The sequence below is a fragment of the Micromonospora sp. NPDC049240 genome, assembly GCF_040647835.1.
GTDB lineage: Bacteria > Actinomycetota > Actinomycetes > Mycobacteriales > Micromonosporaceae > Micromonospora.
Genome location: NZ_JBEZCX010000032.1, coordinates 52207 through 63504, shown reverse-complemented (window position 1 = coordinate 63504; position 11298 = coordinate 52207). Strand labels below are relative to the sequence as shown.

The 11298-nt window shown below is 74.0% G+C and carries 12 protein-coding genes; 4 read left to right on the top strand and 8 right to left on the bottom strand.

Translation table 11 applies throughout. The annotated features are described in order from the left end of the window. Both AB0B02_RS30980 and AB0B02_RS30975 read right to left on the bottom strand, forming a co-directional pair. The coding region (locus AB0B02_RS30980) for a glycogen/starch synthase (protein WP_279616575.1) at positions 1-161 on the bottom strand (161 nt) is incomplete at its 3' end. Positions 162-283: 122 nt separating this feature from the next. Continuing rightward, a complete protein-coding gene (locus tag AB0B02_RS30975; RefSeq protein ID WP_357306416.1) occupies positions 284-2227 on the bottom strand; it encodes an amylo-alpha-1,6-glucosidase in 1944 nt (647 codons plus the stop codon). A gap of 42 nt (positions 2228-2269) precedes the next feature. Between AB0B02_RS30975 and AB0B02_RS30970 the strand changes: the two genes are divergently transcribed. Then, a complete protein-coding gene (locus AB0B02_RS30970) occupies positions 2270-4972 on the top strand; it encodes a glucosidase (RefSeq protein WP_281938804.1) in 2703 nt (900 codons plus the stop codon). A gap of 28 nt (positions 4973-5000) precedes the next feature. Here the strand turns inward: AB0B02_RS30970 and AB0B02_RS30965 are convergent, their stop codons facing one another. Then, the gene (locus tag AB0B02_RS30965) at positions 5001-6329 is read right to left on the bottom strand and encodes a hypothetical protein (RefSeq protein ID WP_357306412.1); all 1329 of its coding nucleotides are present in this window, start codon (positions 6327-6329) and stop codon (positions 5001-5003) included. Between the two features lie 148 nt (positions 6330-6477). On the opposite strand from AB0B02_RS30965, the gene AB0B02_RS30960 reads away from it, so the two are divergent. The 3 genes from AB0B02_RS30960 (at position 6478) to AB0B02_RS30950 (ending at position 9045) form a co-directional block, all read left to right on the top strand. Next, a complete protein-coding gene (locus AB0B02_RS30960) occupies positions 6478-7161 on the top strand; it encodes an HAD family hydrolase (RefSeq protein ID WP_281938807.1) in 684 nt (227 codons plus the stop codon). Positions 7162-7183: 22 nt separating this feature from the next. Next, the gene (locus AB0B02_RS30955) at positions 7184-7969 is read left to right on the top strand and encodes a DUF4184 family protein (RefSeq protein WP_357306408.1); all 786 of its coding nucleotides are present in this window, start codon (positions 7184-7186) and stop codon (positions 7967-7969) included. Between the two features lie 368 nt (positions 7970-8337). Continuing rightward, on the top strand, positions 8338-9045 hold the full coding sequence (locus tag AB0B02_RS30950) for a hypothetical protein (protein WP_281938810.1): 708 nt from the start codon (positions 8338-8340) through the stop codon (positions 9043-9045). A gap of 42 nt (positions 9046-9087) precedes the next feature. Here AB0B02_RS30950 and AB0B02_RS30945 read toward each other — a convergent pair whose 3' ends face one another. The 5 genes from AB0B02_RS30945 to AB0B02_RS30925 form a co-directional block, all read right to left on the bottom strand. After that, on the bottom strand, positions 9088-9363 hold the full coding sequence (locus tag AB0B02_RS30945) for a hypothetical protein (RefSeq protein ID WP_281938811.1): 276 nt from the start codon (positions 9361-9363) through the stop codon (positions 9088-9090). Between the two features lie 47 nt (positions 9364-9410). Continuing rightward, complete coding sequence (locus tag AB0B02_RS30940) at positions 9411-9842, bottom strand: hypothetical protein (RefSeq protein ID WP_281938814.1); 432 nt, start codon at positions 9840-9842, stop codon at positions 9411-9413. Between the two features lie 205 nt (positions 9843-10047). Further along, positions 10048-10335, bottom strand: coding sequence for a ribbon-helix-helix domain-containing protein (locus AB0B02_RS30935; RefSeq protein ID WP_281938816.1), 288 nt, complete (start codon positions 10333-10335; stop codon positions 10048-10050). Beyond that, positions 10332-10607, bottom strand: coding sequence for a hypothetical protein (locus AB0B02_RS30930; protein ID WP_281938818.1), 276 nt, complete (start codon positions 10605-10607; stop codon positions 10332-10334). The genes AB0B02_RS30935 and AB0B02_RS30930 overlap by 4 nt, the downstream gene beginning before the upstream one ends. 28 nt (positions 10608-10635) lie before the next feature. Beyond that, entirely contained in the window at positions 10636-11214 is a 579-nt protein-coding gene (locus AB0B02_RS30925) for a DsbA family protein (RefSeq protein ID WP_281938821.1), read from the bottom strand. Positions 11215-11298: the final 84 nt, after the last annotated feature.

Sequence of the window (11298 nt, the reverse complement as noted above, 5' to 3'; positions counted from 1 at the left end):
ACCACGGTGACCTCGTGCCCGGCGGCGGCCAGGGCGACGGAGAGCGCGTGCACGTGGCGGCCGAGGCCACCGACGAGCACCGGCGGGTACTCCCAGGAGAGCAGCAGCACCCGCAGGCGCCGGGCGGGCTGGATGTCGATCACTTCGGCGTCAGCTGACACGCGGCCCCCTTTGAGTTGTGGACGTCCCCGAACCGTCGGCGCGGGCGCCGGCGGGGTCGCGGCCCATCCTGCCCAGGGGTCGCTAACCGGCGGAGACGCGCCGGTTGCCGGTCTGTAACGCGTTACCGGCGCATTCGCCGCGCGCGCAGCAGCTCCGCCACCGACCAGGCCTGGAACGGGCAACCGGTGGCGGTGTGCGGGGCCGCGCCGTCGGCGGTCTCGCTCACCGAACCCAGGCCGTCCTCGACCAGGTGCCCCTCCAGCCCGACCAGCAGGTCCGCGGTGGGCAGGCCCGCCTTCCGGTACGCGTCGAGCAGCGGCCCGGTCAACCACGGCCAGACCGTGCCCTGGTGGTAGCCGGCGTCCCGCTCGGCCGGGCCGCCCCGGTGCCGGTGGGTGAAGCCGGGGGAGTCGGGGGCGAGGCTGCGCGGCCCGAGCGGGGTGAACAACGCCTCGGTGATCCGGCGCAGCGTGGCCTCGTCCGGCTCCAGCGGCGCGAACGGCAACGACCAGGCGAGGAGCTGGTTGGGGCGCAGCAGGTCGTCGTCGTGGTGCGGGGCGCCGCCGAGCGGGTACGCGGGCGCCGGCGCGTCCACCACGTCGTGCAGCCAACCGGCCGGTGCGGGGAACCGGTCGCGGAACGAGGTGGTGGCCCGGGAGTGCAGCGTCCACAGCGCGCCGGCGTCCCGGCCGGCCAGCTCGGTCAACTCGGCGAGCCCGGCCAGCCCGTTGATCCACAGCGCGTTCACCTCGACCGGCTTGCCGGTACGCGGGGTCACCGGCACCCCGTACACGCGGGCGTCCATCCAGGTCAGCGCCACGTCCGGCGGGCCGCCCTGGGTGAGCAGCCCGTCGGCGGGGTCGACGCCGATGCCGTAGCGGGTGCCGGCGACGTGTGCCTCGATCACGCCGTGCAGCGCGGGCAGCAACTCGTCGCCGAGGTCGGTGTCGCCGGTGACCGTGACGTGCCGGCTCACCGCGTGCAGGAACCAGAGCGTGGCGTCGACCGTGTTGTGCTCGACCCGGCCGGTGTCGGCGGTGTTCGCCAACATGCCCTCGCTCAGCGTGCCCGCGTACGCGCGCAGCAGCTCCCGGCCCTCGTCGGCCCGGTTGGCGCAGAGGAACAACCCCTCGTAGGAGATCATCGTGTCCCGCGACCAGGCGCCGAACCAGGGGTAGCCGGCCACCACGTCCGGGCCGGTGGCGGTGCGGACCACGAACGCGTCGGCGGCCAGCGCCAGCGTCGCCTCGACCGCGTCGGCGGGCTTCGCGGCGGCCACCACCGCCCGGCTGCGCCGCCGGGCCGCCTCGACCACGGCGGTCGCCGGTGGCGGCTCCTCGGCCAGATCGTCCGCCCAGGCCAGCACCGTCACCGTCGCGCCGGGCTCGTCGAGCGCGCCGGAGAACCGGCCCGCGTACCAGAGGTCCTCGTCGGGACTCAGGCCGCGGGCCGCCTCCGCCCGGTGGTGGACGCCGAGCCACCACTGGCCCTCCGGGGTCCAGTCCGGCCCGGCGAGCCGGAACGCGCCGTCGACCACCGCGCCGCCGGCCACCGGCTCCAGCCGGGGGACGGGACCGTCGGCCCGTCGCTCGCCGTGCGCGTCCCGCCAGGTGCAGGCCGCGGCCAGGTCCAGCCGGACCGGGCCGCCGGAGACCAGCCGGTGGACCACGGCGACGCAGGACCGGCCGTACGTCATGGCGAGTTCCCGCTCGATCACCACGTCGCCGATGCGCCACCGCCAGCGCGGCACCCCGTCGGTGAGGTCGAAGCGTTCCAGCAACTCGAAGCCGCGCGGGTCGACCACGCCGGAGTTCCACTCGTGCGCGCCGAGCCGGACCTGGCGACCGGACGGCAGCGTCACCGCCGGGTCGAGGCTCACGAGTCCCACTTTGCGGGACGCCGGTGTCTCGCCGGGCACCACCAGCAGACCGTGGTACCGCCGGGTGCGCAGCCCGGCCACGGTGCCCGTGGCGTAGCCGCCGCGCCCGTCCGTGACCAGCCATTCCCGCCCGGCGGCGGCGGACAGCGTCCCGCAGAGCTGCGGGCCGAAACGGATGTCGATCAACTTTCCTCCACCGGCAGCGAGGTGTGACAGACCACGACGACAATGGCCGCTGTGGAGAAGTACTCCGGCGGCGTCGAAGATGTGCGGGTGATCACCGACCGCCCGACCTCCGCGACCCCCGACCCCGAGCGGCACCGGCTCGCCCAGGCCGATGCCGGGGAGCAGGACTGGCGCGCATGGGGCCCCTATCTGTCCGAACGGGCGTGGGGGACGGTACGGGAGGACTACAGCGAGCACGGCACGGCCTGGGACTACTTCCCCCACGATCATGCGCGGTCCCGAGCCTACCGGTGGAACGAGGACGGCATGGCGGGCGTCTGCGACGACCGGCAGACGTTCTGCTTCGCGCTGGCGCTGTGGAACGGACGCGACCCGATCCTCAAGGAACGGATGTTCGGCCTCGGCGGCGACGGCGGCAACCACGGCGAGGACGCCAAGGACTACTGGTGGTATCTCGACAGCACGCCGACGCACTCCTGGATGCGCTGGCGTTACCACTACCCGCAGGCCGCCTTCCCGTACGACGAGTTGGTCGCGGTGAACGCGCTGCGCGGCCGGGACGACACCGAGTACGAGTTGGTGGACACCGGCATCTTCGACGACGACCGGTACTGGGCGGTGACCGTCGACTACGCCAAGGCGTCCCCGACCGACATGTGCATCCTGGTCACCGTGGCGAACCGGGGCGAGGAGGACGCCACCCTGCACGTGCTGCCCACGCTCTGGTTCCGCAACACCTGGGCGTGGGGCCTGCCGGGCGCCGACCGGGTCCCCGAGCTGCGCGGCACCGGTTCCCGGCTGGTCGGCGAGCACTGGGTGCTGGGCCAGGTGCTGCTGGAGGGCGACGGCGAGCCGACGCCGCTGCTGTGCGACAACGAGACCAACGCCGAGCGGCTGTGGGGGCTGCCCGGGCGGTCGGCGTACCCGAAGGACGGGATCAACGACCACGTGGTGGCCGGCGCGGCCACCGTCAACCCGGAGCGGGTCGGCACCAAGGGCGCGCTGCACTACGTGCTGGACGTGCCGGCCGGCGGGCAGCGGCGGATCCGGCTGCGGCTGACCCGCACCGCGCCGCCCCCGGCGGGCGACCCGCCCGCCGCGGCCGACCTGGGCGACGGGTTCGACACCGTGCTCTGGGCCCGGCGCGCCGAGGCGAACCGGTTCTTCGACAGCCTGATCCCGGCCGCGGCGACCGCCGACGAGGCGCTTGTCGCCCGCCAGGCCATCGCCGGGCTGATGTGGGGCAAGCAGTTCTACCACTTCGACGTCAAGCGGTGGCTGGAGGGCGATCCGGGCTCGGCGCCGCCGCCGGCCGGCCGGCGGCACGGGCGCAACAGCGCCTGGTGGCACATGACCAGCTTCGACGTGTTCTCCATGCCGGACCCGTGGGAATATCCCTGGTACGCGGCCTGGGACCTGGCCTTCCACTGCGTCACCATCGCCCGGGTCGACCCCGGGTTCGCCAAGGAGCAGATCCTGCTCCTGCTCCGCGAGTGGTACCTGCACCCGAACGGGCAGATCCCGGCGTACGAGTGGGCGTTCGGTGACGTGAACCCGCCGGTGCACGCCTGGGCCGCGTTGAAGGTCTTCGAGATCGACGGCGCCCGGGACCACGACTTCCTCGCCCGGGTGATGCAGAAGCTGCTGCTCAACTTCACCTGGTGGGTCAACCGCAAGGACACCGGCGGCAACAACGTGTTCGAGGGCGGCTTCCTCGGGCTGGACAACGTCGGCCCGTTCGACCGTTCGGCCGCGCTGCCGGTGGCCGGCACGCTGGAGCAGTCCGACGGCACCGGCTGGATGGCCATGTACGCGCTCAACCTGCTCGACATGGCCATCGTGCTGGCCGAGCACGACCGCGCGTACGTGGACACCGCGACGAAGTTCTTCGAGCACTTCGCGTACATCGCCGCGGCGGCGTACTCCCAGGGGCTCTGGGACGCCGAGGACGCGTTCTTCTACGACGTGCTGCGGCTGGCCGACGGCACGCAGGTGCCGCTGAAGGTCCGCTCGGTGGTCGGGCTGCTGCCGCTGGCCGCGGTCACCCGGCTCACCACGCGCACCATGCGCCGCCTCCCCGAGTTGGGCGCCCGGCTGCGCTGGTTCCTCACCAACCGCCCCGAGTACGCCGACGTGATCGGCGCCCGCCGGCTCGGCCCGGACGGCACCCAGCAGCGGCTGCTGTCCATGGTCGGCCCGGAGCAGGTGGTGCGGCTGCTGGCCCGGATGCTCGACACCGACGAGTTCCTCTCCGAGTACGGCCTGCGCACGCTGTCCCGCGCCCACCTGGACAAGCCGTTCACGGTCACGCTCGGCGGGCAGGAGTTCAGCGTCGGCTACGAGCCGGCCGAGTCGACGAGCGGCCTGTTCGGCGGCAACTCGAACTGGCGCGGCCCGATCTGGATGCCGACGAACTTCCTGCTGATCACCGCGTTGCGCGACCACGCCGCGTTCTTCGGCGACGGTCTCCAGGTCGAGTACCCGACCCGGTCGGGGGTCAAGCGGACGCTGGACGAGATCGCCGACGACCTGTCGGCGCGGCTGATCTCGCTGTTCACCCGGGACGGGTGGGGGCGGCGACCGATCTACGGCGCGGCGCAGCTGTTCCAGACCCACCCGGACTGGCGGGACCTGATCTGCTTCCCGGAGTACTTCCACGGCGACAACGGCGCGGGGCTCGGCGCGTGGCACCAGACCGGGTGGACGGCACTGGTCGCCGACCTGATCCTCACGCTGCGCCGCTGAGCCCCGCGCCCGTCGCCGCCGGGCCCGGTCAGGCCAGCGGGAAGAACGCCACCCGGGCGTGGTACTCGCCGGCCACGGTCACCGTGTCGCTGCCGACCCACAGGCCGCGGTCGGTGGCGTACAGCTCGGCGGTGCCGACCCCACGGTCCTTGGTCGGGTTCCACGCCAGCGCCTTGCCGGTGGTCGGGTGGATCGCCCCGACGCCGGGCCGGGACACCGCGCCGGGGCCGGCGGAGTTGCGCCCCGACGGGTTGTCCAGCCAGCGCTGGTGTCCGCCGACGTAGACCGCCGCGCCGGTCACCGCCACCGACAGCAGCGTGTCGCCGCCGGTGTAGTTGGCCCAGGTCGGCTGCTTGCCCGCGGTGGCGGCGCCGAACTCGAAACGCGCCGCGGTGTCGCAGAGCGTGCCGGGGAACGGGCCGCCGGTGGTGACCACCGCGAACCAGGCGCCGTCCGGCGAGATGTCCACCCCGCGCAGGTAGGCCGGCATCGTCTTGGCGCACTGCGGCTGGTAGCGCGTGGTGGCCCAGCCGGAGAGCGTGGCGCCGGTGGTGCTCAGGTCGGCCACCGCGAGCTGGTGTCGCGCCGCGCCGGACACGGTGCTGAAGTTGCCGGCGAAGACCAGCCGGCCGCCGTCGGCGGAGACGTCCAGCGCCTCCACCTTGACCGGCGAGGTGGCCCCGGAGGAGGTGACCCGCGCGCCGTCCAGCCGCAGGTCGACCGAGGCGTCGGCGGCGCCGGTGGTCGCGTTCAGGGCGGCCAGGCCGCGCCGGGTCACCCCGCCCACGGTCTGGAACGCGCCGCCCACGAGCAGCCGGTTGCCGACCAGCCGCATGTCGTTGACCTGGTTGTTGAGCGCGGCCGGGGCGAACCCGGCGACGCGCGCGCCGGTGGCCGCGTCGATCCGGGCCACCCGCGGCGCGGCCACGCCGTTGACCGTGGTGAACGCGCCGCCGAGATAGAGCGAGCGGCCGTCCGCCGAGGCGGCGAGCGCCTTGACCGTGCCGTTGACCACCGGCTTGAACGTGGTGTCGATCCGGCCGGTCTCGGCGTGGAACGCCACCAGCCGGGGCATCGCGAGCTGCGCGGTGGTGTTCGCGTTGCGCACCTTGGTGAACGAGCCGGCCAGGTAGACCCGGTCGCCGATCTGGAGGATCCGGTACACGGTGCCGTCGAGCGCGTGCGGCGTCCAGGCCGCCGGCCGGGCGCTGACCACGGTGGTGTGCGTGGCGTTGACGGCGAGGGCCGGAGCCGTCGGCAGCGCGCCGCCGGCGGCGAGCGTGGCCGCCACGACGACGGCGGTGCGTCGCCGGTGCCGGACCCGCTGCGCAGGGGGTGGGGCGGGTGCGGGAGTCATGGTCGAAGCATCCCGCCGGAGCAGGCGATCCACAGTCGGGCAGCCGCTCCGCGCCGGTCGACGATCGGCCGGTCCGCGCGGTCCGTCCGGCGGGAGGCGGGCCCCGCCTTGCACGTAGGGTGTGCGGGGCCGCGACGGGGGAGGTGCGATGCGATCGGTGCTGGTCTTCGACGCCGACGACACGCTCTGGGAGAACAACGTCCTGTTCGAGCGCGTGATCGAGGACTTCCTCACCTGGTTGGACCACCCGACGCTGGGCCGGGCGCAGCTCCGGGCCGTGCTCGACGACGTGGAACGGGCCAACGCGGTGGCGCACGGCTACGGCAGCAAGGTCTTCCTGCGCAGTCTCGGCGAGTGCCTGGAGAAGCTACGGGAGCGCCCCGCCACCGAACGGGAACGCCGCGAGATCGAGCAGCTCGCCGCCGCGCTGGTCGGCCACCAGGTCGAGCTGATGCCGGGCGTGGCGGAGACGCTCGACGACCTCGCCACCCGCCACGAGTTGCTGCTGCTCACCAAGGGCGAGCGCGAGGAGCAGCAGCGCAAGCTCGACGCCTGTGGGCTGCTGCACCACTTCCGGGCGGCGCACATCGTGCCGGAGAAGGACGTCGCCACCTACCGTTGGCTGGCCCGCGAACACGCGTTCGACCCGGCGGTCGCCTGGATGATCGGCAACTCGCCGCGCTCGGACATCCTGCCCGCGCGGGCCGCCGGCATGAACGCGGTCTTCATCCCGAACGAGAACACCTGGGTGCTGGAGCACGAGGAGTTGGACCCGTCCGACCCCCGGGTGATCCGACTCGCCGCCTTTCCCGACCTGGCCCGGCACTTCTGAGCCGGCCGGTAACGTCCGGACCGTGCCGCTCACGTTCCCGTCGCACCTGGCGCCGGTGCTGCCGCTGAAGCTGTGGCGACCGCGCTGGTTCGACGGGGTGGCGTTGGCCACCGGCGCGGTCGCGCCGGACGTCGGCTACCTGTTCACCGGCACCCGGTTTGACCTCGGGATGCGCACCCACACGCTCGGCGGGCTGCTCTGGTGGTGTCTGCCGGTCGCTCTCGGGTACGCCTGGATCGCCCGCCGGGTGGTCGCCGGCATCGCCGTGCACCTGCCCGCGCCCCGGCTGTTCGGCTGGCCCCGGTACGTCGGGCTGGCCGGCGTTCGGCACCCCTGGCAGGTCACGGTCTGCTCCGCGCTGATCGGCGCGTTCAGCCACGTCGGGTGGGACCGGGTCAGCCACAGCGAGCGCCTGCCGCGGCTGCTCGGCATCGCCGACTTCCACGGCCTGACCGGGCTGTACTGGTTCCAGTTCGCGGACGTGTTCGCCAGTGGCGGCGGCGGACTGCTGGTGGTGGCGCTGGCGATCCGCGCGGCCCGTGACGGCGAGATCTTCGACGGCGAAGCCCCGCCCGCCCCGGCGACGAACCCGCTGGTGTTCTGGCGGGTCGCCCTGACGGTCACCGGTCTGGGAGCGCTGTCGCTGCCCGGGTTGCCGGCGGCCACCGTGCCGGGGCCGGCCGGCGTACGCGCGCTGCACGTCGGCGGGTTGGCGCTCATCGCCGGCGCGGCGGCGGCCCGGTCCGCGCCGGTTCGCGGGGCCGAGCGCGACCGGCGTCTCGAAGACGAACAGCGTCGGCCCGGCTGACCCTGTTACGTCGACATGCCGCGTTTCGACATAGACATCAATCACAGCCGGTCGCCCCGGTCGAAGCTTGTTCGACCTGCGCGGACGCGCCTAACCTGAGCCGGCGTCCACGCCTCGTCGGGGTGAGTCGGGGGCGCACCGGAGTCCGGTGGTAAGAGCACCGTGGAGCTGAGTGCGGGCAGAGCGGCTCGCCGTCTGGAGCCCGGCGTGGGCGTCGTGCCGCGCCCGCCGTGTTCCCGCGGCGTGCGCCGTTACCACTTCCGGACGACCGGGGTCAGGGCCGGGGAGTTGCGGACCCGGTCCTGACCCGTCCGGGCCGCTGCGGCACACCCCTGGTGCGCCGGCCGGTCACGGAGCGACACTGAACCATGACTATCCAGCGCGTACCGCTGCTCGCCGGCCTGGTCGTGCTGCTCGCGGCGGCCTGCACGACGACCGGCCACGACGGCGCGCCCCCGGCGCCACCGACCACCGCCCCGGCCAGCACGTCGGCCCCGGCCGCCACGACGGCCGCCGCACCGCCCCCGGCCGCCACCCGACCGACGTCGACCGACGAGGGGACCGCCGGGCCCTGGCGGGTGACCTGGGGCTGGGGGGTGCCCGGCACGTCCGCCCGGGTCACCCACCCGGTGCGGGTACCGGTCACCGCGGCGCCCGGCGGGTCGCTGCCCGTCCTGGTGTCGGTGCAGGTCGGCGACCACCCCGCCGAGGGGTTCAGCCGGATCACGTTCGCGTTCCGCGGGCCCGTCCCGTCCTACCGGGTCGGGTACGTGCCGCAGGTGGTGACCGAGGGCCGCGGCGCCCCGGTCGAGTTGCCCGGCACGAGCTACCTGTCGGTGCGGTTCTTCCCGGCGCAGGCGCACGACGCGCGGGGCGGCCGGACCGCCGACGTGCCGCCGGCCGCGGTCGGCTACCCGACGTTGCTCGGCTGGGCCGCGGCCGGCGACTTCGAGGGCCACCTGAGCTTCGGGCTCGGCCTGCGTGCCCCGGGCGGCGCACGGGTGCCGGTGCGGTTGGGCGAGTCCACCCGCCCGGACGGCGCCCACGTCGTCTCCGTCGACGTCCGGCGCGGCTGACCACCGGCCGCGTCGCCCGTGTCGGGGCGGCGCGGGCCGGGCTCAGCCGGCCTCGCCCCGGACGATCGCCACCGCCACCCGACAGAACTCGTCCATGTCCGGCTGGAACCCGGCCGCGATGTCGGGGTGTAGGCCGGACCGGGTCTCGTCGAGCAGCCGCCGGCAGACGTCCTCCACGGGCTCGCCCGCGTAGCCGGCGCGGATCCGTTCGGTGGCCGCCTGCAGGGCCGAGGTCAGCTGATCCTCCAACGGGCCGCGCAGCTTCTGCTGCACCGGATCGAGCCCGCTCGGGTCGAGCGTGACATGTGGCTCCGACATCGGCGCTCCCTTCGTCGGCGTCCGCGGTACCCCACCGCGTCCGTCGGTCAAACCATCGTCGGTACGGCCGCCACCCGGACCAGGTACGAGAAGTCCTCCGCCGGCTCCTCGACGTACGACAGCCGGCGGATCTGCCGGTCGTCGGACCAGAGTGCGACGTCGACCAGCACCCCGAGGTGGGCGAGGCCGATGGTGGAGACCCGCTTCTTGTCCTGGAGCACCGCGCACACACCGCCCAGCAGGGTGCTGGCGTCGGAGGTCCGGTGCCCGGGCGGGCAGCGCAGGGTCAGGTCCACCTCGACCGGCCCGGCGAGCGGGGTCCACCCGGTGCGCTGGGCCGCCGTGCAGGCGGCCTGGAGCAGGGTGCGGACCCTCGTCGCCTGCCGGTGTCCGGCGGCGAAGATGGACAGGGCCTCGGTCTTGACCGGGGGCAGGCCGCTCACCTCGAACGACAGGGCGAGAGCGCGGGTGTCCTGCACGACGGCACCTCCTCGGGGCGAATCCTGCCCAACCGGCACGCACGGGTGCGGCGGTTCCCGGGAGAACCCACCGATCGAGCAGGCTGTGGGGGACAGCCGGCGGCGGTCGACGGCGGTGGCGACGCGCGGGGCCACGGAGCTAGGGAAACGCTAGTCCAGTCCGGTCACGCCCGGTAGTCTCGCCGTTCACCTGGTGGGACGCCGGTCAGGCCGCCTCACCGGCGTGTCGGGCCAGGTACTCGTCGATCGCCCGGCGGATGAGACCGGACCGGCCGCCCTTGTCGCTGCCGGCGAGTTCGTCGAGCTGCCGGACGATCGTCGAGGGAAGCCTGACTCCGGTCACCACCATCGGGACGCTCTCCGGCGCGGGCGTCGGCCCGAGGTCGGGCCCCCGGGTCGCGTCCCGCAGCAACTCGGAGATGTCGCCGCCCCGGTCGAAGTAGGCGACCAACTCCTCGCGGCTCATCGCCCGCGGATCACGGCCAGCGCTCATCGCGTTCCCTCCATCCACTGCTTGACCTCATCGGGCGTGGCGGGGCGCACGGCCAGGATCGCGTAACTGCTGACCTTTCCGATCCGTTCGCAGAGCACCATGACCACCCGGGCGCTCTCGGCCAGGCCGGCGACGGCGAGGAGGAGCGTCCCGATGTGGTTCTCGATCCGCTGCGGGGAATAGAGCGCGTCGATCGCCTCCTGCTCGGACACGTCGTGCCGGGCCGCGCTGGCCTTGCCGGCGTCGGTCCACGCGTACTCCCGCTCCGTCACCCGCTCAGCGTACAACGCGTAAAACGCGTCAGCGGCGGGCGCGCTTGAGCTCGTGGAACGTGTCCAGGCGCAGCAGCGGCAGCATCGAGTCCCAGATGACCAGCGCGTCCTCGGTGCCCGGGACCTCGGTGATGATCGGCCCGTGGATGCCCCGGCCGGCGTCCGGCACCATGAGCACCGGCGAGCCGATGTCCGGGCCGGCCGAGCCGTACGCCAGCGCGTGCGACTCGCGGACCGCCTCGTCCCAGCGCTCCTCGTCCAGCGCGGGCGCCGCGTCCGTCACGCCGGCGGCCTCCACCGCCGCCGCGACGGTCCGGTCGCCGAGCGGGTCCCCGGCGTCGTGGCTGCGCGCCCCCAGCTCGGTGTAGAGGCGCCCCGCGTCCTCGTGCCGGCCCTGCGCCCGCAGCGCCTCCACCAGCCGCAGCACCCGGCCGGAGGCGGCCATCGCCTCGGCGTACTCGGGGGCGATCCGCCCGTCGTTGAGGATGGCCAGGCTGAACGCCCGCCACTCGACGGTCAGCCCGCGGGCCTGGGCGACGGCGACGAGCCAGCGGGAGGTGCGCCAGGTCCACGGGCAGACCGGGTCGAAGAAGAAGGTGGCGTCCATCCCCCCAACCTAGGGGCGGACGGGTCGGCGCGCAGCGCGGCGGTCCTCGTCACGTGACCGTGATGTTTCGCTTCGTCGCAGGTC

What these genes read in the sequence shown, in the direction of transcription:
- AB0B02_RS30970 (WP_281938804.1), top strand. Translation starts at nt 2,270, where the DNA reads ATGGCCGCTGTGGAGAAGTACTCCGGCGGCGTCGAAGATGTGCGGGTG.
- AB0B02_RS30965 (WP_357306412.1), bottom strand. Translation starts at nt 6,329, where the DNA reads ATGACTCCCGCACCCGCCCCACCCCCTGCGCAGCGGGTCCGGCACCGG.
- AB0B02_RS30960 (WP_281938807.1), top strand. Translation starts at nt 6,478, where the DNA reads ATGCGATCGGTGCTGGTCTTCGACGCCGACGACACGCTCTGGGAGAAC.
- AB0B02_RS30950 (WP_281938810.1), top strand. Translation starts at nt 8,338, where the DNA reads ATGACTATCCAGCGCGTACCGCTGCTCGCCGGCCTGGTCGTGCTGCTC.
- AB0B02_RS30945 (WP_281938811.1), bottom strand. Translation starts at nt 9,363, where the DNA reads ATGTCGGAGCCACATGTCACGCTCGACCCGAGCGGGCTCGATCCGGTG.
- AB0B02_RS30935 (WP_281938816.1), bottom strand. Translation starts at nt 10,335, where the DNA reads ATGAGCGCTGGCCGTGATCCGCGGGCGATGAGCCGCGAGGAGTTGGTC.
- AB0B02_RS30925 (WP_281938821.1), bottom strand. Translation starts at nt 11,214, where the DNA reads ATGGACGCCACCTTCTTCTTCGACCCGGTCTGCCCGTGGACCTGGCGC.